The organism is Variovorax atrisoli 110B (genome assembly GCF_000382045.1).
Lineage (GTDB): Bacteria > Pseudomonadota > Gammaproteobacteria > Burkholderiales > Burkholderiaceae_C > Variovorax > Variovorax atrisoli.
In genome coordinates this window covers 61,444-87,629 of the sequence record NZ_KB907469.1, presented here as the reverse complement: position 1 = coordinate 87,629, position 26,186 = coordinate 61,444, and the positions used below count along the sequence as shown (strand labels likewise).

Below are 26,186 nucleotides of genomic sequence, written 5' to 3'. Positions count from 1 at the left end.
CTGCTTCCATCGTCCCGGCACGTCCACTGCGTCACATGGATCGTCGTCTCCGTCGGCCCGTACAGGTTCTGCAGCGTCGCCCCGCTCAGCCTCTGCAGCGCCTCTCTCTGCGTGGCCGCAGGCATGGCCTCTCCCCCGCAGATGATGTGCTTGAGATTCGTGGTCTTCTCTATCCCCTCGTACGCCAGGAACGCCTGCAGCATCGAGGGCACGAAGTTCAGCGTCGTGATCTGGTGCTTGCGGATCAACTCGACCAGCCGCACCGGGTCCCTGTGGTCTCCCGGGTTGGCGATCACCAGCCTCGCTCCCGAGGTCAGCGGCCAGAACATCTCCCACACCGACACGTCGAAGCCGAAGGGGGCCTTGTGCAGCACCGTGTCTGCTCCGGCGAGGGTGTAGAACTCCTGCATCCAGGCCATGCAGCTGAACAGCGCCGCATGCCGGATGGCCGCTCCCTTGGGGCGGCCGGTGGAGCCGGACGTGTAGATGACGTAGGCCAGGTGCTCGCCGTGCAGCGCGACCTGCGGGTTGCCGTCGGGCTCGGACGCGGTATCGAGCGTGTCGAGCGCCAGCACTTGAAGGGAGTCGGCGCTCGGGATCAGGCTGCGCAGGTGGCTCTGGGTCAGCAGCAGTTCGATGCCGCTGTCCTGCACCATGTAGGACAGCCGGTCCGCCGGGTACTCGGGGTCCAGAGGCACGTAGGCGCCGCCCGCCTTGAGCACAGCCAGAATGCCCACCATCATCTCGACGGAGCGCTCCACGCACAGGCCGACCAGCACATCGGGACCCACGCCAAGAGAAATCAGTCGATGCGCCAACTGGTTCGCGCGGGCATTGAGTTCGCCGTAGCACAGCGCTTCGTCGCCGAAGACCAGTGCAGGCGCCTGCGGCTTGAGCCTTGCATGAGACTCGATCTGGCGGTGCACCGGTTGCTCGCCCTCGTGGCGCCGATCGTTCTCGCTCCACGCCGCAAGCTGCGCGCGCTCGGCTTCGCTCACCAGCACCACATCCGCCACCGCCTGCTGCGGCCGCTCTACCAACGCCCGCAGCACCGACAGGTAGTGCCCCGCCATCCGCTCCACTGTCTCTCGGTCGAACAGCTCCGAGGCGTAGACCAGGCTCAGCGTCAACCGGTGATCGGGCGTCTCGCGGGCTTCCAGCACGAGCTCGAATTGCGCCTCTCGATCCGGCAGCGCGTGGTGCGCCACCTCGAGCCCCGGCAGCTGTGCCAGCGCCCGGTAGTCTTCGATCAGATGATTGAACATCACCTGGAACAGCGGGCTCTGGCTCAGGCTTCGCTGCGGCTGCAGCGCCTCGACCAGTTGCTCGAACGGCAGGTCCTGGTGCATCTGTGCGCCCAGCACCGCCTCTTTCGCCTGCGCCACGACATCCGACAGGCGCATGCGGGCGCCGATACGGTTGCGCAGCACGAGTGTGTTGACGAAGAAACCGATGATGTTCGCCGCCTCGACCCCGTGCCGATTCGCCACCGGCGCACCGACGCGAATGTCCTCCTGCCCACTGTAGCGATGCAGCAGCGCCTGGAAACCGGCCAGAAGCACCATGAACAGCGTGGCCCCCTCGGCTGCTGCCGAGCGGCGCAAGCCAGCCAGCAAATCTCCAGGCACTTCGACGCCATGGCGTGCCGCGCGATAGCCGATGCGGGCCGTGCGCGGATGGTCTGTCGGCAGAGCCAGCACCGGATGCTCTTCGCCGAGTTGCGAGCGCCACCAGTCCAGCTGCCGCCCGGCCTCGCCTTCGGCCAGCCAGTCGCGCTGCCACGCCGCATGATCGACATACTGGATGCGCGCCTCAGCGCGGCGCGAAGGCGCACCGCCATTCAGTCTTTCGGCGTAGCCGGCAGCCAGTTCATCGAGCAGCACCTGCATCGAAGCGCTGTCGGAAATGATGTGATGCATCACCACCACCAGCAGGTGCGAAGTGTCGGACAGGCGGATCAACGCAACGCGCAGCAAAGGCCCCTGCGTCAGATCGAATGGCGTGGCATGCAGGCGCTGCACCTCATCTGCCGCGCGCGCTTCGCGCTCGGCAGCGGTTGCGAGGTGGCGCAGGTCGATCAGGTTCAGGAGCGGCGCCCACGACGGGCTGATCAGCTGTTCGGCCGTTCCGTCTGCTCCTGCCAGGAACACCGTGCGCAGCGACTCATGGCGCGCGGCGATGTCCTCGAATGCCGCGTGCATGGCGGCGGCATCCAGTACGCCCGACAGGCGAAGGGCGCCGCTCATGTGGTAGGCCGTGCTCTGCGGCGCGAGCTTCCACAGGAACCACTGGCGCTCCTGTGCGTGCGACAGTGGCAAGGGCTGCAGCCGGCGCTCGGCGGACAACGGCTCGACGCCTGCGGTGCCGTGCACCGGACTGTCCTTGCGATTTCGCACGACGGCCGCGCAGGCGGCCAGCCGGGGATGCTCGAAGAGGTCGCGCAACTCGAACCCGATGCCCCACTGCCGGGCAATATGCGCGCAGGCTTGAACCGCTGCGAGCGAATTGCCGCCCGAGGTGAAGAAATGCGCGTCGTGCGCGAGCTCACGATCCTCGGGCCACCTGAGCACGTCCTTCCAGATGGCCGAGACCGCCAGCGCCACTTCATCGAGCACCGGCGCCTCCGGCTGGGTGGAGAGCCCATTCCCGCCGTGCGTGAAGACACCGCGTTCGTGGATCGCATAAGCATCGAGGTTGCGCGCCGCAAGCCCCGCACGGCACGCCTGGCGTTGCAGCTTGCCGCTCGACGTCTTGGGCAGCGCGCCCGGATTGAGCAACACCACGGCGGCAGGCGCCTCGCCGAACACCTCGCTGACGGCGGCACCCAACGCATCGACCAGCACGTTCGGCGGCACGAGCTTCTGCATGCTGCGCGAAACTTCCGCAGCCACCCCGATGCCTTCGCCATCGGGCCCCGACACCGCGAAGGCGGCGACGCGCCCCTTGCGCACTGCATCGATCTCGGCCTCGACCGTGCGCTCGATGTCCTGCGGGTAGATGTTGTGCCCGCGCACGATGATCAGGTCCTTGATGCGACCCGTGACGTAGAGCTGCCCGTCGTGCATGAAGCCGAGGTCGCCCGTGCGCAGCCAGCGTCGCCCCTCGTACATGGCGAAGGTCTCGCGGGTCTCGCACTCCTTGCCCCAGTAGCCGGCGCAGACGCTCGGGCCGCCGGCCCAGATTTCACCGACGCGGCCCGCTTCGAGCGCAGCGAGCGAATCGGGATCGGTGATGCGCACCTCATGTCGGTCCGGCGCGGCACCGCAGCCGACCAGCATGGTGCCTTGGGCGCTCTCCGCGCCCTCACCTCTGGCCAGTGCATCGGCAGAGAAAGTGCGCGCGACCAGTCCGGCACCGCGCCGGCCGCCGGTGACGAACAGCGTCGCCTCCGCGAGTCCGTAGCAGGCATACACGGCATCGGGGTCGAAACCAGCAGGCGCGAATCGCTCGATGAATTCGGTTTCGGTGTCGGCACGCACGGGCTCGGCGCCCGTGTAGGCGACACGCCATGTCGAGAGATCCAGCCCCGCCAGGCGCGAACCTCTCACGCGGTCGAGACAGAGGCGGTAGGCGAAGTCGGGGCCACCGCTCAGGGTGGCGCGATGGCGCGAGATCAGCTCGAGCCAGCGAACCGGGCTTTCGAGAAAGTAGCGCGGCGAGGTCAGCACCAGCGGAATGCCGCTGTAGAGCGGCTGCATGAGGCCGCCGATCAAGCCCATGTCGTGATAGAGCGGCGCCCAAGACACGAACTTGTCGTCCGGGCCGATGCCCATTCCGTCGCGGATGGCGCGCTCGTTGGCGATGAGGTTGCCGTGGGTCACGATCACGCCCTTGGGGGCAGAGGTCGAGCCCGAGGTGTATTGCAGGAACGCGGCATCGTCCGCCGCGGGCGAGAACGGCATCCAAGCATCGGCAAGGGCGAGATCCACCTCATCGACAGCGACCATCTCGGCCTGTGCGAAGGCGTCGGGCGCGCCGGTCATCTCGGCGCGCATCGCCGCCGAGGTGAGCACGCAGCGCGCCTGCGAATCCTCCGCTATGCCCGTCAGCCGGGCGAGGTGCTGCGGCCGCATCGATTCGGGCGGAAACACCGGCACCGCGATCACGCCTGCATAGAAGCACGCCAGCATGCTCACCGCATAGTGGTCGTCGTTGTCCAGCATGACCAGGGCACGCTCGCCCTTGGCGAACTGCCGCTGCAAGCAGGCCGCGAGCGCACGAACGCGCGCCTCGAAGACAGCGTAGGTGATCGGCTTCTCGAAGTAGGCGCCATCCGCTTCGCCCGCCACCGTGAGCCAGACATCGTCCGGCCGGCCTTGCGCCAATGCCCGCAGGTGTTCCACGAAATTCGCGGACATCGGGTGATGCCCCAGATTCAGCGTCGTTGCCGCCGTGCGTGCCATCTCGCTCACTCCAGAAAATTAGAAAGGGCGCTGCCGGCGCCGGCCCGGCAGCGTTCACTCATGCCGGCGTGCTGGCGCACCACGCGGCGGCATCCGGGCGAAGGGCCTCGATGCCTGCTGGCAATGCGTCACGCAACCGCATGAGATGCATGCAGCCCTCCCGCCACGGACAGCCCCAGGCGGCGCACCAGTGCAGCCAGGACTGCAGCCTCGTGCTGGCGGATGAAGAAGTGGCCGCCATCGAACCAGTCGAGCGAGAACGCACCACCCGCATGCGCCGACCAGGCCTCGACGCGCACGGCGTCGATGTCGTCCTGCCGGCCGGCCAAGACATGCAGGGGCATGGGCAGAGGCGTGTCCGCCGACACGTATTCGAAGCTCCGGCAGACGCGGTAGTCCGCACCCAGCGTGTCGAGGGTGATGCGCATCAGCTCGGCGCTGGCGAAGACCTCTTCGGGCGTGCCGCCCTGCCTGCGCAGATCGGCGATCAGCGCATCGTCGTCATGCGTGTCAGGAAGACGATCCGGATCGCGCTGCGACGGCGCCGAGCTGCCCGACGCGAAAAGCGCCACCGGCAGCGGCCGACCGAGCGAGCGCAGTCGCTGCACGACACCGTACGCCAGCAAGGCGCCCATGCTGTGCCCGAAGATCGCGAAGCCGCCCTGCATCGCGACTGCCTGCTCCGTGCAGATCCGCTCGACCAATGCGTCGTAGGTCTCGACGAAGCGTTCGCCCATGCGCATGCCCCGACCCGGCAATTCGACAGGCACGACCTCGATCCAGCGCGGCAGCAGCGGCCGCCAGCGCAGATACATCGTTGCGCTGGCTCCCGCACAGGGCAGGCACAGCAGCGAAACCCTCGCCGACCCGGCCATCAGCTTGCGGCGGCTTCCGCGGAAGGCGCGCGATCCTGCGCGGCCATCCAGTCGCGCAGCGACCTCGGACGCATGTCAGTCCAGTTCTTCTCGACGAACTCGAGCGCCGCCTTCTTGTCGCCCTTCACGCCATCGACAGCCTTCCAGCCGCTGGGCACGGCCTTCCAGTGGGGCCAGATGGAATATTGGTCTTCCTCGTTGACCAGAACGATGAAGGTTTCGTCTTCGCGATCGAAGCAGCTGGTAGACATGGGTGGTCCTTGTGCGGTTGATGGAGGAAGCTCGCGGGCAAGCGGGCCGGCAGGCGGTCGATTGCTGCGCTTCTGATCAACATGACGATTCGGGACCGAATCTGTTCACCCCGGGACTACGGGGGGATGGCGGCCGAGAGGCCGGCCGACGGCGATCAGGCGTCGCGGCCGGTTTCCGGGTCTTCGGAGATGGCTGGGCCCTGGCTCTTCTTCCACGCATCGACGTCGATGGTGGGCGGCACGAGGCCTGCGAGCAGCCAGAGCCGGGCGGCCTTGTCGTAGGCCTTGCGGTGGGCGGGGTCGGCGAGCAGCCATGCCACCAGTTCGACACGCGAGCCCTCGCCGAAATTCTCGCGATCATGCTCGCGCCGCACCCAGTTCCATGCGGTGCGCCAGATGAGGTCGTCTTGCTCTTGTGCCATGCGTGTACGGCTTTACCTTACACCAACCGGCACCGGAGCTCGCTCGCGCAACTCAATCCTTGATCAGGTGGCGCATCGCGCCGATGGCTTCGTCCGCCTCGGCAATCAGTCGGTTCACGAGCCCGAGCGCGCAACCCATCTGCACCGCGATGTCGCGCTGCGTGAGCCCTTCGAGCCGATAAAGCTGGAAGGCCACGCGCGTCCTCGGGGACAAGGCCGACAGCGCCTGCTCGATCAGGCCGACCGCCTGCCTGTCCCGCATCACGCAGTCGGGCGACGGCGGGCCCGGGACGTCCAGCGTCTCCACGTCCACATCGAAGGTGCGGTAGGTAGCTTCGAGCGACTGGCGGCGGCAGTGGTCGAGCGCCAGATTGCGCACCACCTGACAGCAGTAGCCCATGGGCTTGTCGACCTTGCGGTCACAGGCGCCGTCGGCGATCCGGAGATAGGCGTCCTGCACGACGTCGTCGGCAAGGTCCGCGGTACGAACGATCCTGCGCGCCACGTGGAGCAGTTGGGCCCGGTTGGCGACAAAAACATCCCCTAGAGAAGACTCGGACGAGAGTGACAGCATTTTTTGAACAACTCCAGATTGGGCCAGGCATCGAATCTCGAAACGGCTCACGCCGGGCGCCTTGGCGTGGCTGCAGTCCGCCCATCGGGGGCACCCGTCTCGAAAACTTAAATAAGAATCATTAATATTTATGAAAGGATCACAGCGCAAATTTGCAAATGTGTCCTTGCTCTTATAGACGTTTGGACGCACCAAACAGAGACACCTCTACGGAGCGTCGAAGGCGACGGCGGGCGCCTCTAAAATCGCGCCCCTTTGCCCCGCTCCGTTTCCAGCCCCCTCATGAACATCGTCGTCAACGAAGAACTCAAAGCCTACATCGACCCCATGACACCGGAGGAGTACGAGGCGCTGGAACGCAGCATCCTCACCGAGGGCTGCCGCGATGCGCTGGTGCTGTGGGGCGACATGCTGGTGGACGGCCACAACCGCTACGGCATCTGCCAGAAGCACGGGCTTCCGTTCAATACGGTGCAGAACACGCGCTTCAAGTCCATCGAGGACGTGCATCTCTGGATGATCGACCAGCACCTGGGCCGGCGCAGCATTTCCGACTTCCTGCGTGGCGTGCTTGCGCTGAGAAAGAAGGACATCGTCGACCGCCAGCGCGGTCGCCTTGCGACGGTGTCGGAGTCCGCTGCGGAGGCCTCGGACGATCCCCCTTTCGATGTCGATACGCCTGCCGACGGAACGACTGAAGCAGCCGCTGGCACGATCCAGATGCCGCCGCCCGCCCCTCTCAACAGCCGCGAGGCCATCGCCCGGGCCGCCCGCCTGAGCAGCAGCCAGGTCGGGATGATCGAGAAGATCCAGAAGCAGGCTGCGCCGGAACTGGTGGCTGCGGTGAAGTCGGGCGTGATCTCGATCAACACCGCGGCGGCGGTGGCCACCCTGCCTGCCGAGGAGCAGGTGTCGGCCGCGAACGCCGGCAAGGACGAACTCAAGCAGGCGGCGAAGCGGGTACGGGAATCGAAGAAGAAGCCGCGTACTGAATCCGCAGAAGCAGCAGCTTCAGAGGGCGACGCGGAACTCGATGCTGTGCAGGCGCTGCAGCAGCGCGTGGCCGAACTCACGGCCGAGAACGAATCGCTGCGCAGGCAGGTGGCCGAACTGCAGGCCCAGTTAGGTCACTGAGCCCGCAGCCGGCTGGCCGGATGAAGAAAAGCCGCCGTTACTGCTACGGCTGGATCTCGGAGATCTTCGCGCCCGACAGCGACACGCCGGCCTCCAGGCCCACGTTGGTCATGACGAAGCCCACCACGGGCTGGCGCAGTGTGTTGGTGTCGATGCTGCCGTTCGCACCGATGGTCGCGAGGGCCACGGTGGCATCGGCGCCGGCCGTCCAGCCCTTGCTGTTGCGGAACTTGTCGAGTGCGGCCTGGGTGTTGAACAGGTAGATCACGGCCTTGGACTGTGCGCCCGCCTGGAATCCCACCGATCCGGCGGTGGTGCTGTAGTAGGACTGCGTGCGCCCGTTCACGCGCAGCGCGCCCCGGCCGTACTCGGCGCCCACGCCCATGCTGGCGCCCACCACGGCGGGGAACACCAGCACGCCGCTGGACTTGGAGACCAGCTCACGCGAGCCTTTCACCGAGTCGTACAGCTTGGACAGCGAAGCATCGACCTGCGCGTCAATGGAAGCGCGCGAAGACGCGCTGCTGGCCTGATCCTGAGGCCGCGTGGTGGTGCACCCGACGAATGCCAGGCTGCATGCCACCATCACGGACGAGAACGCCAGCGTGCGGAGATTCATGGTTTTTTTCATGACGGAACCCTTCCTTTGGATAGAACTTGAATCGGCGATGAGTCTCTGCCCGAGGGCAGATTCGTCCATGCTAAGACCGCCAAAACCGCGCAAATCGAGTTGAAGGCGTTGGCCTACGCGAGATCACGGCCTAGGCGAAACGGGTACGCCTGAGGGACGTCCAGGCGGCGCAATGTTCGTGCAATGCTGGTTCGTAGCATCGCGGCTCTGGTGCGGACGGCCATACACGGCCATCCGCGATCTGGCACACGAATCCACATCGCGCACTCCCATGACATTCGAACCCGCAGCAAGACTGCCGCGCCGATCGCACGGCGGCAGCATCCGCAGAACTGAACTGACGGACGCGCTGCGCGGCTTCGCGCTGCTCATTGCGCCGGCATTCAGCCTGCTCGGCAGCTCGGCGCTCGAAGTCGTCGCGTCATTGGCGGCGCTGCTTTCATTGCTCTTCGGCATGAGTCTCGCGACGCGCAAGGATCGGACCGAAAGAAGACCGGCATCCTTCCGCCTGCTGGCTCGACGCATGCTGATGGAGTCCGTCGCGTACCGGCACCTGTGGATTCGCCTGTTCAACGCAGCGCTTGTCGGAGCCGCCGCCATGACGCTGCTGAAGCAGCTCATGCCGCTGGCAGCGTCTGTGGTCATCTGCTGCCTGGCAGCTTTCGTCCTGCTGTTCCAGCGATCGCAGTGGCGACACATGCTGGTCAAGCTCGCCCCCATGGGCCGAATGGCGCTGGTGAACTCGCTCGTGCAGATACTGGCCGCCGTGCTGCTGTTCCATGCACTGGAGCCGCGCTTCGGGTTCCTGCTGGGGGTCGCCCTTCCCTTCGCTGCGCTGCCGTTGCTGCAGGCGATGCTCAGCTGCAGATGGCTCGCACGAAGCCCGAGGAGGCATGTGGGGACGGCGTGGCAAGGGCTGGCAGCCGAAGGGCGGGCCGGCTGATCACTGCCGGCCTCTTGCTCAGCTACCGTCAGCTACCGCCCGCCCCTCAAGGCGCGACCGTGATGCGATCCGTCGCCGGCGGGGTCAGCGGGCTGTTCGCCTTGATATAGGCCTCCAGGGCGTCCACGTCCTGGTCACCGCCGAGCGCATCGGTGCCCTGGTTGAAGACGGTGAAGTTGTCGCCGCCGGTGGCCAGGAAGCTGTTCATGGTCACGCGGTAGGTGGCGCCGTCTGTCATCGCGGTGCCGTTGAGCGACATGTTGCTGATGCGCGATCCGGCGGGCTGAGACAGGTTGTAGGTGTAGCTGAAGCCCTTGGAGGGCAGTAGCACCCGGGGCGAGCTCACGGTGTTGGCGCCGCTGTTGAACTGCTGCTCCAGCACCGCCTTGATCTGCGCACCCGTCATGGTCTTCACCACCAGGCTGTTGCCGAAAGGCTGCACGGCGAAGATCTGGCCGTAGGTCACGCTGCCGTCGCCCGCAGGCGCCAGATCGGCGCGCACGCCGCCCGGATTCATGAAGGCGATCTGCGCTTCGCCCTTGCCGGCGGGCTTGGTGGCGGCAAGCTGCGCATCGGCGATCAGATTGCCCAGCACGCTTTCCTTCGACGTGGTCTGCGTGCGCGTGGCAGTGGCGGTGAGCGAACCCACCACGCGCTGCACCAGCGGTCCGGCGATGGAGAGGTACTGGCTGATGAGCGCAGCCACTTCCTGGTTCTTGCCGAAGACGGGGTACTGGTCGGTCAGCGCGACGGTCGTCGAGCCGCTGGTATAGGCCTCGCCCTGCACGATCACGTTGTCGGCGCTCTTGGCCGTCACCTTCCGGGTCTTGGTGTCGATGGTGAGGTTGATGTCGGTCAGCAGCGTGCCGTACTGGCCGGCGCTGGTCAGCAGGAAGGGCCTGGCGGGGTTGGTCTTGGCGTAGTCGCAGATATAGGAGCGGTGCGTATGACCCGAGATCACCACGTCGACGGCCGGATCGAGCTTGTTCAGGATCGGCAGGATGTCGCCGCTCAGGCCGGCGCAGCTCTTGTCGTTGTAGCCCACGGTGGTCGTGCCGCCTTCGTGGATGACGACGACGATGGCGTCGGCACCCTGCGACTTCAGCTGCGGGATCAGCGCATTGGCGGTGTCGGCCTCGTCCTTGAAGCTCAGGCCGGCGACGCCGGCGGGCGTCACGATGTTCGGCGTGCCCTTCAGCGTCATGCCGATGAAGGCCACCTTCACCGTGGCGCCGTCCTTCGTGAAACTCTTCATGCCGGTGGCGGGAAACAGCGTGTTACCGTCGCTCTTCACCGTGTTGGCCGCGAGGAAGCCGAAATTGGCCCCCGGGAAGCTCTTGTTCACGCGGCAGGGCTCGAGCGCGGTGTTCTTCGCGCAGCCGCCGTTCTTCATGCGCAGCAGCTCGGTCTGGCCCTTGTCGAACTCGTGGTTGCCGACCGCGTTGAAGTCGATCTTCATCGCGTTGACGGCCTCGATGGTCGATTCGTCCAGGAAGAGCGCAGAGACCAGCGGCGAGGCGCCGATCATGTCGCCGGCCGACACCACGGCGTTGTTCGGATTCTTCGCCTTCAGCGAGGCGATGGCGGAGGCCATGTAGGCCGCGCCGCCGGCAGGCACCGCGACCGTGCCGCCAGCCTTGGCAGGCGCGTTGATCGACAGCTTCGGCGGCTCGAGGTTGCCGTGCAGGTCGTTGAAGGCGATGAGCTTGACGTCGATGGCACCCGGAACGGCGGGTGCCGGAGCCGGCGCCGGTGCGGGCGGACTGCTCGCCGTGGGGGGCGGCACGAAGGGAACGAAATTGTTCGAGTTGTCGCTGCCGCCGCACGCGGTCAGGGTGGCGACCACCGCGCCGGCAAGGGCGAAGTGCTTCAACGATGCATGCATGGGAACCTCTCTCTCCTTGTTTGGGAACGCAGCGGATGCTGGCCACCGCACATGACGAGGCCGTGAAGGCCCCGCCGCGCCGCGAGGAGATGGACAGCCGAGTCAGGGCAATTCGACGACGCGAATCGCGACGCCAGGGCCGAATGCGGCTTGCAGGAGTGCCTTCGCCTGCAGGCTGCGCTCGTCGGCGGGCGACTGCACGGCGAGCCGCCCTTCCGTCGGCCAGCGCCGCAGGTGCCAGCCTTCCTGTCCGAGGAGTACGAGCCGGGCGAGAGCCCCGGCGTCGGCGACAGGCAGCGCGGCCGGCGTGATATCGAGCCAGTCGATCACCTGTTCGCTCTCGCCGCCCAGGCGCGCGGCTGCGCTCGCGGCGAGCGCCTGCTGAGTGGCCGCATCACGCACCGCCCCCTGCAACACGATGCCGCCGCCATGCCAGCGGATCTCGAGCGACGGGGTTGAGCAGGCCACCTGGCCGTGCTCTTCGCCGCCGTCTGCAAGGCGCCAAGCGGTGCCGATAGCCAGAATGGCGAGGCAAGCCACAGACAACCAGGTGATCCAGATGCGCTTCGTCATTCGGGACGGGAGCGTGCCACACCACGCGTGACCAAGGTGTGACGGCGGCGGCCGCGACAGACAGCCATTCGGCCTACACGGATAAGCGAGGGACGGCGCAACCGCGCGAGATCGGATTCCTATACGCTTGGGTTCCGTCCCCCGCATTCCCCACCACTCCGAGGAACGAACATGGCAGCCAATGCGAAAGTCACAGGAAATGTCGAATACCGGGCCGGCGACGGCCCCCTGATCCTCATTCCCCAGGGTCCTATCGAGATCCAGCTGGCACCCGACAGCGCCGTTCTGAGTTGGGGCGATGCCGGCAGCATGCAGACCACCGCGATACCGATCGCCGAATACCAGCGCTACCTGAGCGAAGGCGTGATCCAGCCGGACTGACTGGATGATCTAGAGCCCACCGAATAGTCGAGGTGGTGCTCACGCCAACCACCAAAGAAAAACGGCCCCGAGGGGCCGTTCTTCATGAAGCATCCCGGGCTCGCGGCCTGGATGCCAGCATCACTGCTCTTACTTCTTCTTGGCAGCCGCAGCCTTCTTGGCGGGTGCGGCAGCCTTCTTTGCTGCGGGCTTGGCGGTCGCAGCCTTGCTGTCGGCCTTGCGCTTGGCAGCCTTGGGGTCCACGGCGGCCTTGAAGGCAGCGCCCGGCACGAACTTCGGCACCTTCTGTGCGGCGATCTTGATCTTGGTGCCGGCGCTAGGGTTGAAGCCCGAGCGTGCGGCGCGCGCCACTTGCTTGAAAGTGCCGAAGCCGACGATCTGGACGGGGTCGTCCTTCTTCACGGCAGCGACGATCGAGCTGGTGATGGTCTCGAGGACGCGCGCGGCTTCTGCCTTGCTGAGGTTGTGGGCGACGGCGATTTTTTCGACGAGTTCGATGCGGTTCAACTGAGTTCCTAATAAGTTTGATTTCGCCATGTTGCCTATGGCGGCGCAGCACGAATCACGCTGCAAGCGGGCGGGAGTTTATTCGACTGCGAGAGGCCAGATGTAACGCGGTCGCTTCCAGCTGTCGTTGATTCGCCTCATTCGGCACCCGTGAGGGGGTTGTTCCTGCGTGCGGGCACGCGTCGCGGGGGGATCTGCATGTGCGATGCATGTCGAATGTCCCTCCATCTCCGATGAGAAGCGAACTCGTCACGATGAGCAAAACCTGGTATCGCACCCAGCTTCGTCGAGGAAATTTGATGGCGTCGCATCTGCAGAACCTATTGCCGCTCTTGCGCAAGATCATCGGCGGCAAGGCTATGGTTGCTACGAAGCTATGCATCGAGCACGTATGTGCCACGCCGCTCTCCAACGGCATCAGCGTCGTTGGCCGATGCGAAGGTGTGCATCTTCGGATCGCACTGAAGCCGGCTCATAGCTCTGCTCGACAGGCTGATCCTCCCTGCGGATTACTCCCTCGACGTCACGGAACCGAACCGTGACATGTCTCGCGGTGATGCAGCAGAACACACGCGATTCAGTTGAATGAAGAGAGAAAGGAAGAGAAAGCCAGAAAGTGAAAAGCCCCTGCAGCTTTCGACTGCAGGGGCTTCTGACTGGCGGAGTGGACGGGACTCGAACCCGCGACCCCCGGCGTGACAGGCCGGTATTCTAACCAACTGAACTACCACTCCTGGTAGACAACGTTCGCTCCTTGCGGAACCGAGTGTTGACGACTCGTGCCGGCTTCACCGCAGTGAAACTGGCGACCCTACGGGGATTCGAACCCCGGTAGCCACCGTGAAAGGGTGGTGTCCTAGGCCTCTAGACGATAGGGTCAAAACCTTGGACGTGCTGCGATCAGCATCTCAAACCATCTCGACACTCTGGTGGAGGTAAGCGGGATCGAACCGCTGACCTCTTGCATGCCATGCAAGCGCTCTCCCAGCTGAGCTATACCCCCGTGTGGGTGTCGAGCCTCAGATTATAGCCTGAATTTCAGGCCTTTTTCAATCGTTCGATAACTTTTTCGCGAGAAAAAATTTCGAGGACTGAATCCAAGGACGGTGTTTGCGGTGTTCCCATCACAAGCACTCGTACTGGCATCGCTAACACTGGCATTTTCAATGCGTGTGTCGCGAGGACTTCCTTGATCATAACTGCGATCGAGGCCTTATCCCATGCGACCGTCATCATTTTTTCTGCGAGTGTTGCGATCGCGGGCTTCACTGCATCGGTGATGTGCTGTGCGCGGTCGGCGTCGCTCACGGTGATGTCCGCATAGAACGCCGCGGCCCAGTCGGCCAGCGCGACCGTGGTGTCGCAGCGATCCTTGAAGAGCGCACAGATCGCCGGCAGGCGCTCGTCCGCAACGATGCCACGCTTCTTCAGCTGCTCCGCAACGAGCGGTGCGAGTTCGTCGCCGGTCTTCGCCTTGATGTACTGCGCGTTGACCCATGCGAGCTTGGCCGCATCCCACTGCGCCGGGCTCTTCGACAGGTGCGAACCGTCGAACCAGCTCACCATCTGCTCGCGCGTGAAGAGCTCGTCGTCACCGTGGCTCCAGCCGAGGCGCGCGAGGTAGTTGAGCATCGCCTCGGGCAGGTAGCCGTTGTCCTCGTAGGCAGTGACGCTCACCGCCCCACGGCGCTTCGAGAGCTTCTGTCCGTCGTCGCCGAGGATCACCGGCACGTGGCCGAACTCGGGCAGCGGCGCGCCCAGCGCGCGGAAGATGTTGATCTGCCACGGCGTGTTGTTGATGTGCTCATCGCCGCGGAACACGTGCGTGATGTTCATGTCCCAGTCGTCGACCACCACCGCGAAGTTGTAGGTCGGCACACCGTCGGGCCGCAGGATGATGAGGTCGTCGATCTCGCGGTTGTTGATGGTGATCTCGCCCTTCACGAGGTCGTTCCAAGTCACGTCGCCTTCGGGCGGGTTGCAGAAGCGCACCACGGGCGGCACGCCTTCGGGCACGGGCGGCAGCACCTTGCCCGGCTCGGGTCGCCAGCGGCGGTCGTACAGCGTCTTCTCGCCACGTGCGCGCTGCGCCTCGCGCATCTCCTCGAGCTCCGCGGGCGTGCAGTAGCAGTAGTAGGCAGTGCCTGCCGCAAGCATCTGCGCGATCACCTCACGGTAGCGCTCAAGGCGCTGCATCTGATAGATCGGACCCTCGTCGTATTCGAGGCCCAGCCAGTGCATCGACGCAAGGATCTGGTCGGTGGAATCCTGCGTGGAGCGGGCCACGTCGGTGTCCTCGATGCGCAGCACGAACTCGCCGCCGTAGTGGCGCGCATAAGCCCACGAGTAGAGGGCCGTGCGAGCCGTGCCCAGGTGAAGAAAACCCGTGGGGGATGGTGCGATGCGGGTGCGTACTTTGCCGGTCATTTCGTTATCGTGGATTCAGTGTGCTCAGGCCGCGCGCGATGTCGGCCTTGATGTCTTCGACGTGCTCGAGGCCGACCGCGAGGCGGATCAGCCCCTGGCCGATGCCAGCGGCCTGGCGCTGCGCTTCGGTCAGCCGGCCGTGCGAGGTGGTGCCGGGGTGCGTGATGATGGTCTTCACGTCGCCCAGGTTGGTGGCACGGCTCACCACGCGCGTGCTGTCCATCACATGGAAGGCATTGGCACGCGCCGTCTCGGGCGAGTCGCCGACCACGTCGAACGACACCACCGCGCCGCCCTGCCCCGACTGCTGCTGCATGGCCAGCTCATGCTGCGCATGCGATGCGAGCCCGGGGTAGTACACACGCGAGATGCCCGGCTGCTTCTCGAGCCACTGCGCGATCTCCATTGCATTGGCGCAATGCGCCTTCATGCGGATGCCCAGCGTCTCGATGCCCTTGAGCACGACCCACGCATTGAACGGCGCCAGCGCCATGCCGGCGGTGCGCACGATGGGGCCAAACACGTCGACGATGAGTTTGGAAGGACCGCAGATCGCGCCCGCCATCACGCGGCCCTGGCCGTCGAGATGCTTGGTGCCCGAATGGATGACGAGGTCGGCCCCCAGCGCCGCCGGACGCTGCAGGATCGGCGTGCAGAAGCAGTTGTCGACCGCGAGCAGCGCGCCCGCGGCATGCGCCACGTCGGCCAGCGCACGGATGTCGCAGACTTCGGTGAGCGGATTGGTCGGCGTCTCGGCGAACAACAGCTTGGTGTTGGGCTTCACAGCCGCGCGCCATTCGGCAACGTCGGTCTGCGAGACGAAAGTGGTTTCGACGCCGAACTTGGCGAACTCCTTGCCGAACAGGTTCAGCGTGGAGCCGAACACGGAGCGCGAGCACACGACATGGTCACCGGCCTTCAGCAGGCCCATGCACATCATGAGGATCGCGCCCATGCCGGTGGATGCGCCGATGGCCGCCTCGGTGCCTTCGAGCGCGGCGATGCGCTGCTCGAAGCTGGTCACCGTCGGGTTCGAGGTGCGCGAGTAGGTGTAGCCCGGCTCGGTGCCCGCAAAGCGGCGCATCGAGGTCTCGGCGTCGGGCTGTACGAAGCCGCTGGTCAGGAAGAGCGCATCGGAATGCTCGCCGTACTGGCTCGGTGCGAGGCCGGTGCGCAGAGCGAGCGTATCGGGATGCAGCCCGGGCGGCAGTGTTCTATCGTCGTCGGTCACTTCGGCTGCCCTCACTCGCTGTGATTGGGAAGCGCGAGGCGCGAAGAATCCTCTTCGGTCTCTTCGATGCGCGGGCGGTTGCCGTTCATCCGTGTGATGGCCTCGGTGTCGATGTCGCCGGTCACGTACACGCCGTCGAAGCACGAGGCATCGAAGCCGTCGAGCTTTGTGTTGAGCGAGCCGATGGCACGCTTCATGGCGTCGACGTCCTGGTAGATCAGCGCGTCGCAGCCGATGAGTTCGCGCACTTCTTCGACCGTGCGGTCGTGCGCCACCAGCTCGTCCTTGGTCGGCATGTCGATGCCGTAGACGTTGGGATAGCGCACCGGCGGCGCGGCGCTGGCCAGGTAGACCTTGCGAGCGCCGGCGTCGCGTGCCATCTGCACGATTTCACGGCTGGTGGTGCCGCGCACGATGGAGTCGTCGACGAGCAGCACGTTGCGGCCCTTGAACTCGCTGGCGATCACGTTGAGCTTCTGGCGCACCGACTTCTTGCGCACGCCCTGCCCCGGCATGATGAAGGTGCGGCCGACGTAGCGGTTCTTCACGAAGCCCTCGCGGTACGGCACGCCCAGCAGATGAGCCAGCTGCGTGGCGCTAGGGCGGCTCGACTCGGGGATCGGGATGATCACGTCGATCTGGTTCGGCGGCACGGTGGACACCACGCGCTTGGCCAGCGTCTCGCCCAGGTTCAGGCGTGCCTGGTAGACCGAGATTCCGTCGAGCACGGAGTCCGGACGGGCCAGGTAGACGAATTCGAAGATGCAGGGGTTGAGCGTCGGCGACTCGGCGCACTGCATCGAATGCACATTGCCCTCGAGGTCGATGAACACAGCCTCGCCCGGGTTGATGTTGCGCTCGAAGGTATGGCCCGAGCCTTCCAGCGCGACCGATTCGCTCGCCACCATCACGGTACCGTCAGCGCTGCGGCCCATGCACAGCGGGCGGATGCCGTACGGATCGCGGAAGGCCAGCAGGCCGTGGCCGGCGATCAGCGACACCACGGCATACGAGCCGCGCAGGCGCTTGTGCATGCTCTTCACGGCAGCGAACACCTCGGCCGGATGCAGCGGCACGCCGCGCGAGGCGCGCTCGAGTTCGTGCGCCAGCACGTTGAGCAGCACCTCGGAGTCGCTCTCGGTGTTGGTGTGACGGTGGTCGGTGGAGAACAGCTCCGAGCGCAGCGCGTGGGCGTTGGTCAGGTTGCCGTTGTGCACCAGCACGATGCCGAAGGGCGCGTTCACGTAGAAGGGCTGCGCCTCTTCCTCGCTGTAGGCATTGCCGGCGGTCGGGTAGCGCACCTGGCCCAGGCCCACGCTGCCGGGCAGCGCGCGCATGTTGCGCGTGCGGAACACGTCGCGGACCATGCCCTTGGCCTTGTGCATGAAGAACTTGCGTTCCTGCAGCGTGACGATGCCTGCGGCATCCTGGCCGCGGTGCTGCAGGAGCAGCAGCGCGTCATAGAGCAGCTGATTGACGGGTGCGTTGCTGACAACGCCGACGATTCCACACATGAACGATTCCCCTTAGGGCAGGTAGCTGGCCAACTTTTCAGGCAGGGAGGGCTTGAGGCCCTGCAATGCCGCATCGAGAACAATGGCGCTGCGCGATTCGTGCCACCAGGCACTGTCGCTCAACACCAGCAAATGGACAACGACGGCGAACACGAGCAGGGCGACTACGCCCCGCGCCGCGCCGAACGCCGCGCCCAGAATCCGGTCCACCGGCCGCAAACCCACGACCGTGATCAACTTGCGCGTGAGCGCTGCCACCAGCCCCACGCCGAACACCACCGCCACGAACACCAGCACGAAGGCCAGCGGGTAGCGCCACGCCCCCTGCGGGTCGCCGAACGGCAGCCATGCCGCCACGCCCGACGCCAGCCACTGGGCTGCAATGAAGGCGGCCACCCATCCGATCAGCGAAATCACTTCGAACACCAGCCCGCGCACAAGGCCGAAAAGCATCGACACCCCGATGAGCGCGACGGCGATCCAGTCGAGCAAGGCCACGGCAACGGCTGGCGACGACTCTTACAACGTGAGGATCGCGGCCGACAAAGACAAGCCCTTGACCTTCTCGGCCGCACGGTCGGCCTCGGCACGCGAGCTGAAGGGACCGACACGCACACGCGTGCGCTCGCCGTCGGCCGTCTTGGCCACATGCACGTAGGTCTTGAGGCCGGCCCTTTCGAGCTTCTGGCGCACTTCGCGCGCCTTGTCCGCATCGGCGAATGCGCCGACCTGCACCACGAAGCGGCCGGCCTCGTCGGCGGCGGCGGGCTTGGCGGCCGCCGCGGTGACGGGCTTGCCCTCCAGCAGCGCGCGGGCGCGGGCGCCATCGTCGACGGCGGCGGGCTTCGGCTTGGCTTCGGGCTTGGGTTCAGGCTTCGGCTTGGCTTCCGGTTTCGGTTCCGGCTTGTGCTCGGGCTTGGGTTCGGGCTTCGGCTCCGGTTTCGGCTCGGGCTTCGGGTCCGGCTTGCGCTCGGGCGCCGGAGCCGGCGTTGCGCTGGCGACCGGCTTGCCGGGGTCGATCTCGGTGCCGTCGGCGGCTTCGGTGATCATGCCGCTGGAAGACGAGGCGGATGCCACGCGCGAAGTGCCGTTGTCAGGCGCCGCGGGCGTGGTGCTGCTGCTCGTGGCAGGCGCGGGCGTCGCGGGAACGGGCAGCGGCTTGACCTTGTTGCGGTCGGGAATCTCGATGGGGATGTCGACCGACACGGGCCGCGGCTGGGTATCGAACAGCAGCGGGAAGCCGATCACGCCGAGCAGCACCAGCACCGCCGCGCCGAGCAGCCGGTGGCGCGCACGGCGACGCATGGTTTCGACACTTTCCGCGGGGACTGCGGCCGGGGCGCTGCGTCCTTCGTTGCCTTGCGGGCCGCGCGTGCGGAACTTGAAAAACGCCATGAAGTTCGATCCCTGGAGGAGTGCAGCGAGGTGATGCCAGAAGGTGCCAGACGGTGCCAGACGATGCGTAAGGCCCGACGATCAGCCGCCCGGCGACAGGTGTTTGGCTTGCAGCCGGGGGGTGCCGTTTTCGAGCACGCCACCCACGGTGAAGAACGATCCGAAGACCACGATTCTATCAGCGGGCCCTGCCTGGCCGATGGCCGCGCGCAGCGCCTCCATCGGGCCTGCGTGCACGCTGGCCGAGGCGTCGGTGCGTGTGTTCTGCGCCTGCCAGGCTGCCAGCAGGTCGGCCGCCTTGGCGGCGCGCGGCGTGGGCAGGTCGGTGAAATACCAGCGGTCGATCAGCGGGCCGATGCGCGCCAGGATGGGAGCCAGATCCTTGTCCGCCATCACGCCGAACACACCGTGCGTCGTGGGGTAGAAGCCCATCGCGTCGAGGTTCTCGGCCAGCGCCGCCACGGCATGCGCGTTGTGCGCCACGTCGAGCACCAGCGCCGGCTCGCCCGGCACGATCTGGAAGCGCCCCGGCAGCTCGACCATCGCGAGGCCGTTGCGAACGGCCTGCGCGGTGATCGGCAGTTGCGGCCGCAGCGCCTCGAGCGCCGCCAACACGCCGGCCGCGTTGATGAGCTGGTTGGCCCCGCGCAGTGCCGGATAGGCCAGCCCGCTGTAGCGCCGCCCGCGGCCCGACCAGCCCCACTGCTGCTTGTCGCCCGAGAAGTTGAAGTCGGTTCCGAAGCGCCAGAGGTCGGCGCCGATCGCGTTGGCATGGTCGACCACGCTCTGTGGCGGCACCGGGTCGCTCACGATGGCGGGCTTGCCCGGGCGCATGATGCCTGCCTTCTCGAAGCCGATGCTCTCGCGGTCGGGCCCCAGGTATTCCATGTGGTCGAGGTCGATGCTGGTGATGACCGCGCAGTCGGTGTCGACGATGTTGACCGCGTCGAGCCGGCCGCCCAGGCCCACCTCGAGGATCGCCACGTCAGGCTTTTCCTCGGTCATGCAGTGCAGGATGCCGAGGGTGGTGAATTCGAAGTAGGTCAACGCCATGTCGCCGCGCGCCTTCTCGACCACTTCGAAGCTTGCTATCAGTTTGGAAGCATCGACAGCTTCGCCCCGCAGCCGCAGGCGCTCCTCGAAGTGCACCAGGTGCGGCGAGGTGAACACGGCGGTGCGATAGCCCGCATGCATCAGGATCGATTCGAGCATGGCGCAGGTCGAGCCCTTGCCGTTGGTGCCGGCCACCGTGATCACGGGGCAGCCGAAGCGCAGGCCGATGCGCTGCGCCATCTCTTTGGCGCGTTCGAGTCCGAGCTCGATGTTCTTGGGGTGGAGCCGCTCGGCGCGCTCGAGCCAGTCGTTCAGGGTTTCCATGGAGGCGGGCATTGTCGCCGACCCGTCGGCCGGGGCATCATCGCGGCCATGACAACCCTCTACGGCATTCCGAATTGCGACACCGTCAAGCGCGCCCGCGCCTGGCTCGACGAACACGGCGTGGAATACACCTTCCACGATTTCAAGAAACAGGGTGTGCCCGAGTCCGAGCTCGACCACTGGCTGAAGAAGCCCGGCTGGGAGGCGCTGGTCAACCGCAAGGGCAGCACCTGGCGCAAGCTCGACGACGCGACCCGCGAGGGCGTGGTCGATGCCGCATCGGCCCATGCGGTGCTCCTGGCCAACCCCAGCCTAATCAAGCGTCCGGTGGTCGACTGGGGGCCGAAAAAACCTGTTACGACCGGCTTCGACGCCGAAGCCTGGGCTGTCAACGCCGTGTAAATCGCGGAACCCGGTCTGTCACGGGGCGTCGAATCTCGATCAGCAGGAGAGACACACCATGAAAAATCGCAGTTTCCGCACTCTCGCAGGCATTTCGGTCGCCGGCTTGCTGGCCGCCGGCACCGGCCTCGTTCATGCACAGCAGAACCAGGTGGTCCAGGCCCGGGTGATCTCCGCCACCCCGATCCGCGAGACGACCGGCAGCGACGTCAACTACAACGTCACCTACGAATACAACGGCCGCCAGTACACCACCCGCATGAACACGCGGCCCGGCGCGACCATCCCGATCCAGGCCAGCGCTTACGGAGTGACCGGGGTGACGGGCGCCACGACCTCCCCTGTGGCGCCGCAGCCGCAGCTGCAGCCCTATCCGGTCGAGGCCAACGGCGGCGGCTACGCTCCGCAGTCCGGCGGTTCGCCCTGGGACAACGTGGTGCCCGAGCCCGGCGTCGTCGTCTCCAGCGCCCCCGCGCCGGTCTACCAGCCGGCGCCGGTGTACGCAGCGCCCGCCCCCGTCTACGTGGCGCCTGCCTACACCTACCCCTATGCGTATCCCTACGCCTACCCGCCCGTGGGCATCTCGCTGAACCTCGGCTATTCGCGCGGCTGGGGCGGCTACTACCACGGCTATCGGGGCTGGGGCGGCTACCGCGGCTGGCACCGCTGATCCGCCGGCCGGCGGCGTGCGGCGCCCGAGCCCCTAAAATCGAGGACTTTTCCAACCCTTGACGGGTGCGCCGCTGGTGCGGTGCGTCCTCGATTCGCCGGCCGCCAAGGCCCAGGCGCCACCCAATGACGACGACTACCGACACTCTGAACAGCGCCGCAGTGGCCACCAAGGCCAATGTGTATTTCGACGGCAAGTGCGTGAGCCACAGCCTCACCCTCGCGGACGGCACCAAGAAATCGGTCGGCGTGATCCTGCCGTCCACCCTCACCTTCAACACCGGCGCCCCCGAGATCATGGAAGGCACCGCCGGCAGCTGCGAATACCAGCTCGCAGGCTCCGACGACTGGATCGCCTCGGGCCCCGGCCAGAAGTTCAACGTGCCCGGCAACTCGAGCTTCAAGATCCGCGTGACGGGCGAGCCCTACAGCTACATCTGTCATTTTGGGTAAACCCCCAGGCTTCGCGCACTTCGTGTCGCTTCTCCAACCCCGTTGCAGGGGGCGATGCCAGTGGCCCGGTGAAGCCGGTTCCACGGTATCCACGGCACACAGCCGCGCCACGAATGTCATGAACCACTGAACCGCGCCAACACCAACGGACCTCCCATCATGTCGACCATCCTCCAAAACGTTCCCGCCGGCCAGAAGGTCGGCATCGCCTTCTCCGGCGGCCTGGACACCAGCGCGGCGCTCCACTGGATGCGCAACAAGGGCGCGATTCCCTACGCCTACACCGCCAACCTCGGCCAGCCCGACGAGCCCGACTACGACGAGATCCCCCGCAAGGCGATGCTCTACGGCGCCGAGAACGCCCGCCTGATCGACTGCCGCGCCCAGCTGGCCAACGAAGGCATCGCCGCCCTGCAGGCCGGCGCCTTCCACGTCACCACTGCGGGCGTCACCTACTTCAACACCACGCCTCTGGGCCGCGCCGTCACCGGCACCATGCTCGTGTCGGCCATGAAGGAAGACGACGTCCACATCTGGGGCGACGGCAGCACCTACAAGGGCAACGACATCGAGCGCTTCTACCGCTACGGCCTGCTGACCAACCCCGCCCTCAAGATCTACAAGCCCTGGCTCGACCAGGTCTTCATCGACGAGCTGGGCGGCCGCGCCGAGATGTCGGCATTCATGCAGAAGGCCGGCTTCGCCTACAAGATGTCGGCCGAGAAGGCCTACTCCACCGACTCCAACATGCTCGGCGCAACGCACGAGGCCAAGGACCTGGAGCACCTGAACAGCGGCATCACCATCGTGCAGCCGATCATGGGCGTGGCCTTCTGGAAGGACGAGGTCGAGGTCAAGCGCGAGACCGTGTCGGTGCGCTTCGAGGAAGGCGTGCCGGTCGCGCTGAACGGCGTGCGCTACTCGAACCTGGTCGAGCTGATCCTGGAAGCCAACCGCATCGGCGGCCGCCACGGCCTGGGCATGAGCGACCAGATCGAGAACCGCATCATCGAGGCCAAGAGCCGCGGCATCTACGAGGCTCCCGGCCTGGCTCTGCTGTTCATCGCCTACGAGCGCCTGGTCACCGGCATCCACAACGAGGACACCATCGAGCAGTACCGCGAGAACGGCCGCAAGCTCGGACGCCTGCTCTACCAGGGCCGCTGGTTCGACCCGCAGGCCATCATGCTGCGCGAGACGGCCCAGCGCTGGGTGGCGCGCGCCATCACCGGCGAGGTGACGGTCGAGCTGCGCCGCGGCAACGACTACTCGATCATGAACACCGAGTCGGCCAACCTCACGTACAAGCCCGAGCGCCTGAGCATGGAGAAGGTCGAAGGCGCGTTCACGCCGCTGGACCGCATCGGCCAGCTGACGATGCGCAACCTCGACATCGCCGACACGCGCGAGAAGCTGGGCATCTACACCCGCACCGGCCTGCTGTCGTCCAGCGAAGGCGCATCGCTGCCGAAGCTGGCGAACGACGGCGACGCGAGCTGACCGGCAACGGAACGCTCCAATGACAACGGGCCCCTCGGGGCCCGTCTTTCATGGGTGACGCGAGGAGAAGATCAGTCTCCGCCGCCTCCGCCGCAGCCGCCTCCGCAACCCCCACCGCCGCATCCGCTTCCGCCATCGGACGAACCGCCGTCGCTGGAGCCGCCATCGCTGCTGCTGCTCGACTCGCTGCCGCCGAAGCCGCCGGCGTCGCCCGAACTGCCGCCGTCAGAAGACGAATCGCCGAAACTGGTGCCGCAGTGGGCGTCCGAGCCGATGTGCCGCTCGACTGCGCGGCAGTCGGGCACGTAATGGAAGCCGCCTTCGATGGCGAACTTGATGTCCAGCGCGAACAAGAGCGGCAGCCGCGCCGGCTTGCGCGGGTCGATGCTCTCTTCCTTGCAGGCCCAGTACCAGGTGCGGCGCAGGCCGTCGTTGCGCTTGGGGTCGCGGCCCAGCACCTCCGCCGGGCTGTGGTGCAGCATGCCGCCGAAGGCCGCCTTGCACCAGTTCTGGTAGCCCTGCGTGTGCAGGATGAACTCGTGCCACGCCGTGTCGACCACCTTCGAGGGCATGGCCACGAACTTGCGATCGCTGCGCAGGTGCGCCATGAAGAACTGGCGCAGGCCGCGCAGCACCAGTTCGGCGTCGCGCCGGCTGAGCTGCGGATGCGCCTGGCACAGCTTGCCGACCAGGAAGGGCGGCAGCCGCGCCTCGCGGATGAACTGCCGCCGCAGGCTGGTCTCGAGGAACTTGAGGACCGCCGCGAACAGCAGCGCGAACAAGATCACCGCCACCATCGAGCCCCAGCGACGCGTTCCGAGGAAGAGCGCCAGCAGTGCGACCACGGGCACGGCCCGGCGAGCCCAGACGAGGGCGCCGATGCGGCGGCGGAAATTCAGGTGCAGGAAGTCGAGATCCATGTCGCCCGACGATCCGTCAGACCACCACCGGTTCCGGCTCCAGCCGAATGCCGAAACGCTCGTACACGCTGGTCTGGATGGCCTTGGCGAGCGTCATCACCTCGCCACCGGTCACAGGGTTCTCGCGGCCGCCGCGATTGACCAGCACCAGAGCCTGCCGCTCGTAGACGCCGGCATTGCCCACCGACTTGCCTTTCCATCCGCAGGCGTCGATGAGCCAGCCCGCAGCCAGCTTGATGCTGCCGTCGTCCATCGGGTAGTGAACGATCTTCGGGTCGCGCGCGATGATGTCGGCGCACTGCTCGGGCGTGACCGTCGGATTCTTGAAGAAGCTGCCGGCATTGCCCAGCACGCGCCAGTCGGGCAGCTTGGCGCGGCGGATGGCACAGATCCAGTCGAAGATGTCCTGCGCGCTCGGCGTGAAGTTGCCGCTTTCCTCCATCTTCCGCTCGAGATCGAGGTAGCCGACCACCGGTTTCCACGGCTTGGGCAGGCGAAAGCGCACCCGGGTGATCACCGCCCTGCCCGCCAGGCCGAAGTCGTTCGGGCTGCTGCGCGCATGCTTGAAGACCGAATCGCGGTAGCCGAAGGCGCACTGGGCCGCGTCGAGGCTGAAGCTGCGGCCAGTTTCCCAGTCGAAGGCGTCGAGCGAGTCGAAGCGGTCCTGCAGCTCGACGCCATAGGCGCCGATGTTCTGCACCGGCGAGCCGCCCACCGTTCCCGGGATCAGCGCCAGGTTCTCGAGCCCCGGATAGCCGTTGCGCACCATCCATTCGACGGCGTCGTGCCAGGTTTCGCCTGCGCCGGCCTCCACGATCCAGGCGCGCGGGGTTTCCTCGAGCAGGCGCAGGCCCTTGATCTCGACCTTCAGCACCAGCGATTTCACGTCGCCCGTCAGCACGATGTTGCTGCCGCCGCCGAGCACGAAACGGGGCGCGTCGCGCCATGCCGGATCGTCGCGCAGCGCGGCCAGATCGGCCTCGCCTGCAATGCGCGCGAGATGCTGTGCGCGCGCGACGATGCCGAAGCTGTTGTAGGGCTGCAGCGGGACGTTGGACTCCACGATCATGGGAGAATTGTCGCATCTGCACCCGTGAAGAATTCAGGAGAGAGTCCATGCCGTCCTTCGATACCGTCTGCGAACCCAACCTTCCCGAGGTGAAGAACGCAGTCGAGAACACCGCCAAGGAAATCGCCACGCGCTTCGATTTCAAGGGCACGGCCGCCGCCGTCGAGCTCAAGGACAAGGAAATCACGATGATCGGAGACGCCGAGTTCCAGCTCGTCCAGGTCGAGGACATCCTTCGCAACAAGCTCACCAAGCGCAACGTCGACGTGCGCTTCCTCGACAAGGGCGACGTCCAGAAGATGGGCGGCGACAAGGTCAAGCAGGTCATCAAGATCAAGAACGGCATCGAGAGCGAGCAGGCCAAGAAGATCACGCGCGTCATCAAGGACAGCAAGCTCAAGGTCCAGGCGGCGATCCAGGGCGACGCGGTGCGCGTCACGGGCGCCAAGCGCGACGACCTGCAGGCGGCCATGGCGCTGATCAAGAAGGACGTGCCGGACATGCCCCTCACCTTCAACAACTTCAGGGACTGATAGCGGTCCTCCCCCAGGCTTGCCCACTTCGTGTGGCCGCCAACCCCCTCGCCGGGGGCAATACCGGCGGCCCGGCGGAGCCGGTTCCGCGGTATTCCTGGTCTATTCGGGTCGCAC

General features: G+C 66.1%; 26 protein-coding genes and 3 tRNA genes. 9 read left to right on the top strand and 20 right to left on the bottom strand.

Annotation, left to right across the window (positions count from 1 at the left end; all coding sequences use genetic code 11):
- The 5 genes from G369_RS0132680 to G369_RS0132660 form a co-directional block, all read right to left on the bottom strand.
- On the bottom strand, positions 1-4,358 hold a 4,358-nt coding region (locus G369_RS0132680; protein ID WP_019658286.1), incomplete at its 3' end, for an AMP-binding protein.
- Positions 4,359-4,531: 173 nt separating this feature from the next.
- Entirely contained in the window at positions 4,532-5,278 is a 747-nt protein-coding gene (locus G369_RS0132675) for a thioesterase II family protein (RefSeq protein ID WP_019658285.1), read from the bottom strand.
- A complete protein-coding gene (locus tag G369_RS0132670) occupies positions 5,278-5,529 on the bottom strand; it encodes an MbtH family protein (protein WP_019658284.1) in 252 nt (83 codons plus the stop codon). The genes G369_RS0132675 and G369_RS0132670 overlap by 1 nt, the downstream gene beginning before the upstream one ends.
- Positions 5,530-5,684: 155 nt before the next feature.
- Positions 5,685-5,951, bottom strand: a complete 267-nt coding sequence (locus tag G369_RS0132665) for a DUF4880 domain-containing protein (protein ID WP_019658283.1) — start codon at positions 5,949-5,951, stop codon at positions 5,685-5,687.
- Between the two features lie 52 nt (positions 5,952-6,003).
- Complete coding sequence (locus G369_RS0132660) at positions 6,004-6,525, bottom strand: sigma-70 family RNA polymerase sigma factor (protein WP_019658282.1); 522 nt, start codon at positions 6,523-6,525, stop codon at positions 6,004-6,006.
- Between the two features lie 282 nt (positions 6,526-6,807).
- Here G369_RS0132660 and G369_RS0132655 point away from each other — a divergent pair, with 282 nt between their 5' ends.
- Entirely contained in the window at positions 6,808-7,659 is an 852-nt protein-coding gene (locus G369_RS0132655; protein WP_019658281.1) for a hypothetical protein, read from the top strand.
- A gap of 43 nt (positions 7,660-7,702) precedes the next feature.
- Here the strand turns inward: G369_RS0132655 and G369_RS0132650 are convergent, their stop codons facing one another.
- Positions 7,703-8,278 carry a BPSL1445 family SYLF domain-containing lipoprotein gene (locus G369_RS0132650; RefSeq protein ID WP_019658280.1) on the bottom strand — a complete coding sequence of 192 codons (576 nt, stop codon included), beginning with the start codon at positions 8,276-8,278 and terminating at the stop codon, positions 7,703-7,705.
- 283 nt (positions 8,279-8,561) lie between these two features.
- Here G369_RS0132650 and G369_RS0132645 point away from each other — a divergent pair, with 283 nt between their 5' ends.
- On the top strand, positions 8,562-9,233 hold the full coding sequence (locus G369_RS0132645; RefSeq protein ID WP_019658279.1) for a DUF418 domain-containing protein: 672 nt from the start codon (positions 8,562-8,564) through the stop codon (positions 9,231-9,233).
- A 46-nt stretch (positions 9,234-9,279) separates the two neighbouring features.
- On the opposite strand, the gene G369_RS0132640 is transcribed toward G369_RS0132645, so the two are convergent.
- Entirely contained in the window at positions 9,280-11,118 is a 1,839-nt protein-coding gene (locus tag G369_RS0132640; RefSeq protein ID WP_019658278.1) for a bifunctional metallophosphatase/5'-nucleotidase, read from the bottom strand.
- 102 nt (positions 11,119-11,220) lie between these two features.
- Positions 11,221-11,691 (bottom strand): hypothetical protein, encoded by a 471-nt coding sequence (locus G369_RS0132635; protein WP_019658277.1) that lies wholly within the window; start codon positions 11,689-11,691, stop codon positions 11,221-11,223.
- 171 nt (positions 11,692-11,862) lie between these two features.
- Between G369_RS0132635 and G369_RS0132630 the strand changes: the two genes are divergently transcribed.
- The gene (locus tag G369_RS0132630; RefSeq protein ID WP_019658276.1) at positions 11,863-12,072 is read left to right on the top strand and encodes a hypothetical protein; all 210 of its coding nucleotides are present in this window, start codon (positions 11,863-11,865) and stop codon (positions 12,070-12,072) included.
- 129 nt (positions 12,073-12,201) lie between these two features.
- Here the strand turns inward: G369_RS0132630 and G369_RS0132625 are convergent, their stop codons facing one another.
- Positions 12,202-12,579 (bottom strand): HU family DNA-binding protein, encoded by a 378-nt coding sequence (locus G369_RS0132625; RefSeq protein ID WP_019658275.1) that lies wholly within the window; start codon positions 12,577-12,579, stop codon positions 12,202-12,204.
- Positions 12,580-12,833: 254 nt separating this feature from the next.
- Between G369_RS0132625 and G369_RS38885 the strand changes: the two genes are divergently transcribed.
- Positions 12,834-13,121: a hypothetical protein gene (locus G369_RS38885; RefSeq protein ID WP_157773848.1), complete on the top strand. Its 288-nt coding sequence runs from the start codon at positions 12,834-12,836 to the stop codon at positions 13,119-13,121.
- A gap of 115 nt (positions 13,122-13,236) precedes the next feature.
- On the opposite strand, the gene G369_RS0132620 is transcribed toward G369_RS38885, so the two are convergent.
- The 9 genes from G369_RS0132620 to folC all read right to left on the bottom strand — a co-directional run bounded on the left by G369_RS0132620 (position 13,237) and on the right by folC (position 20,535).
- Positions 13,237-13,313: transfer RNA gene (locus tag G369_RS0132620), tRNA-Asp, on the bottom strand.
- A gap of 69 nt (positions 13,314-13,382) precedes the next feature.
- Positions 13,383-13,458 (bottom strand) — tRNA-Glu (locus G369_RS0132615).
- Positions 13,459-13,506: 48 nt separating this feature from the next.
- Positions 13,507-13,582, bottom strand: a tRNA-Ala gene (locus G369_RS0132610).
- Between the two features lie 35 nt (positions 13,583-13,617).
- Positions 13,618-15,006: a glutamate--tRNA ligase gene (gltX, locus tag G369_RS0132605; RefSeq protein WP_019658274.1), complete on the bottom strand. Its 1,389-nt coding sequence runs from the start codon at positions 15,004-15,006 to the stop codon at positions 13,618-13,620.
- Between the two features lie 4 nt (positions 15,007-15,010).
- Complete coding sequence (locus tag G369_RS0132600) at positions 15,011-16,237, bottom strand: O-succinylhomoserine sulfhydrylase (protein ID WP_020723427.1); 1,227 nt, start codon at positions 16,235-16,237, stop codon at positions 15,011-15,013.
- Between the two features lie 11 nt (positions 16,238-16,248).
- Positions 16,249-17,751: an amidophosphoribosyltransferase gene (gene purF / locus G369_RS0132595; protein ID WP_019658272.1), complete on the bottom strand. Its 1,503-nt coding sequence runs from the start codon at positions 17,749-17,751 to the stop codon at positions 16,249-16,251.
- A gap of 12 nt (positions 17,752-17,763) precedes the next feature.
- Complete coding sequence (locus G369_RS0132590) at positions 17,764-18,249, bottom strand: CvpA family protein (protein WP_019658271.1); 486 nt, start codon at positions 18,247-18,249, stop codon at positions 17,764-17,766.
- Positions 18,250-18,270: 21 nt separating this feature from the next.
- Positions 18,271-19,146 (bottom strand): SPOR domain-containing protein, encoded by an 876-nt coding sequence (locus G369_RS0132585; RefSeq protein WP_019658270.1) that lies wholly within the window; start codon positions 19,144-19,146, stop codon positions 18,271-18,273.
- An 81-nt stretch (positions 19,147-19,227) separates the two neighbouring features.
- On the bottom strand, positions 19,228-20,535 hold the full coding sequence (gene folC / locus G369_RS0132580) for a bifunctional tetrahydrofolate synthase/dihydrofolate synthase (RefSeq protein ID WP_019658269.1): 1,308 nt from the start codon (positions 20,533-20,535) through the stop codon (positions 19,228-19,230).
- Positions 20,536-20,571: 36 nt separating this feature from the next.
- Here folC and G369_RS0132575 point away from each other — a divergent pair, with 36 nt between their 5' ends.
- From G369_RS0132575 to argG, 4 genes are all read left to right on the top strand, one after another.
- Positions 20,572-20,925 carry an ArsC family reductase gene (locus G369_RS0132575; RefSeq protein ID WP_026346826.1) on the top strand — a complete coding sequence of 118 codons (354 nt, stop codon included), beginning with the start codon at positions 20,572-20,574 and terminating at the stop codon, positions 20,923-20,925.
- 58 nt (positions 20,926-20,983) lie between these two features.
- Positions 20,984-21,595: a glycine zipper 2TM domain-containing protein gene (locus G369_RS0132570; RefSeq protein ID WP_019658267.1), complete on the top strand. Its 612-nt coding sequence runs from the start codon at positions 20,984-20,986 to the stop codon at positions 21,593-21,595.
- Positions 21,596-21,720: 125 nt separating this feature from the next.
- A complete protein-coding gene (gene ppnP / locus G369_RS0132565; RefSeq protein WP_019658266.1) occupies positions 21,721-22,047 on the top strand; it encodes a pyrimidine/purine nucleoside phosphorylase in 327 nt (108 codons plus the stop codon).
- A 159-nt stretch (positions 22,048-22,206) separates the two neighbouring features.
- Positions 22,207-23,547, top strand: a complete 1,341-nt coding sequence (argG, locus tag G369_RS0132560; protein WP_019658265.1) for an argininosuccinate synthase — start codon at positions 22,207-22,209, stop codon at positions 23,545-23,547.
- A gap of 71 nt (positions 23,548-23,618) precedes the next feature.
- Here the strand turns inward: argG and G369_RS0132555 are convergent, their stop codons facing one another.
- Positions 23,619-24,467, bottom strand: coding sequence for a glycine-rich domain-containing protein (locus tag G369_RS0132555; RefSeq protein WP_019658264.1), 849 nt, complete (start codon positions 24,465-24,467; stop codon positions 23,619-23,621).
- A 16-nt stretch (positions 24,468-24,483) separates the two neighbouring features.
- Positions 24,484-25,536, bottom strand: coding sequence for a UDP-N-acetylmuramate dehydrogenase (gene murB / locus G369_RS0132550; protein WP_019658263.1), 1,053 nt, complete (start codon positions 25,534-25,536; stop codon positions 24,484-24,486).
- 47 nt (positions 25,537-25,583) lie between these two features.
- Between murB and G369_RS0132545 the strand changes: the two genes are divergently transcribed.
- Entirely contained in the window at positions 25,584-26,069 is a 486-nt protein-coding gene (locus tag G369_RS0132545; protein WP_019658262.1) for a YajQ family cyclic di-GMP-binding protein, read from the top strand.
- The last annotated feature ends 117 nt before the right edge of the window (positions 26,070-26,186 follow it).

What these genes read in the sequence shown, in the direction of transcription:
- G369_RS0132575 (WP_026346826.1), top strand. Translation starts at nt 20,572, where the DNA reads ATGACAACCCTCTACGGCATTCCGAATTGCGACACCGTCAAGCGCGCC.
- ppnP (WP_019658266.1), top strand. Translation starts at nt 21,721, where the DNA reads ATGACGACGACTACCGACACTCTGAACAGCGCCGCAGTGGCCACCAAG.
- purF (WP_019658272.1), bottom strand. Translation starts at nt 17,751, where the DNA reads ATGTGTGGAATCGTCGGCGTTGTCAGCAACGCACCCGTCAATCAGCTG.
- G369_RS0132660 (WP_019658282.1), bottom strand. Translation starts at nt 6,525, where the DNA reads ATGCTGTCACTCTCGTCCGAGTCTTCTCTAGGGGATGTTTTTGTCGCC.
- G369_RS0132545 (WP_019658262.1), top strand. Translation starts at nt 25,584, where the DNA reads ATGCCGTCCTTCGATACCGTCTGCGAACCCAACCTTCCCGAGGTGAAG.
- G369_RS0132630 (WP_019658276.1), top strand. Translation starts at nt 11,863, where the DNA reads ATGGCAGCCAATGCGAAAGTCACAGGAAATGTCGAATACCGGGCCGGC.
- G369_RS0132650 (WP_019658280.1), bottom strand. Translation starts at nt 8,278, where the DNA reads ATGAATCTCCGCACGCTGGCGTTCTCGTCCGTGATGGTGGCATGCAGC.
- G369_RS0132670 (WP_019658284.1), bottom strand. Translation starts at nt 5,529, where the DNA reads ATGTCTACCAGCTGCTTCGATCGCGAAGACGAAACCTTCATCGTTCTG.
- G369_RS0132655 (WP_019658281.1), top strand. Translation starts at nt 6,808, where the DNA reads ATGAACATCGTCGTCAACGAAGAACTCAAAGCCTACATCGACCCCATG.
- murB (WP_019658263.1), bottom strand. Translation starts at nt 25,536, where the DNA reads ATGATCGTGGAGTCCAACGTCCCGCTGCAGCCCTACAACAGCTTCGGC.
- G369_RS0132555 (WP_019658264.1), bottom strand. Translation starts at nt 24,467, where the DNA reads ATGGATCTCGACTTCCTGCACCTGAATTTCCGCCGCCGCATCGGCGCC.
- G369_RS0132570 (WP_019658267.1), top strand. Translation starts at nt 20,984, where the DNA reads ATGAAAAATCGCAGTTTCCGCACTCTCGCAGGCATTTCGGTCGCCGGC.
- G369_RS38885 (WP_157773848.1), top strand. Translation starts at nt 12,834, where the DNA reads ATGAGCAAAACCTGGTATCGCACCCAGCTTCGTCGAGGAAATTTGATG.
- G369_RS0132640 (WP_019658278.1), bottom strand. Translation starts at nt 11,118, where the DNA reads ATGCATGCATCGTTGAAGCACTTCGCCCTTGCCGGCGCGGTGGTCGCC.
- argG (WP_019658265.1), top strand. Translation starts at nt 22,207, where the DNA reads ATGTCGACCATCCTCCAAAACGTTCCCGCCGGCCAGAAGGTCGGCATC.
- G369_RS0132585 (WP_019658270.1), bottom strand. Translation starts at nt 19,146, where the DNA reads ATGGCGTTTTTCAAGTTCCGCACGCGCGGCCCGCAAGGCAACGAAGGA.
- G369_RS0132645 (WP_019658279.1), top strand. Translation starts at nt 8,562, where the DNA reads ATGACATTCGAACCCGCAGCAAGACTGCCGCGCCGATCGCACGGCGGC.
- folC (WP_019658269.1), bottom strand. Translation starts at nt 20,535, where the DNA reads ATGCCCGCCTCCATGGAAACCCTGAACGACTGGCTCGAGCGCGCCGAG.
- G369_RS0132675 (WP_019658285.1), bottom strand. Translation starts at nt 5,278, where the DNA reads ATGGCCGGGTCGGCGAGGGTTTCGCTGCTGTGCCTGCCCTGTGCGGGA.
- gltX (WP_019658274.1), bottom strand. Translation starts at nt 15,006, where the DNA reads ATGACCGGCAAAGTACGCACCCGCATCGCACCATCCCCCACGGGTTTT.
- G369_RS0132635 (WP_019658277.1), bottom strand. Translation starts at nt 11,691, where the DNA reads ATGACGAAGCGCATCTGGATCACCTGGTTGTCTGTGGCTTGCCTCGCC.
- G369_RS0132665 (WP_019658283.1), bottom strand. Translation starts at nt 5,951, where the DNA reads ATGGCACAAGAGCAAGACGACCTCATCTGGCGCACCGCATGGAACTGG.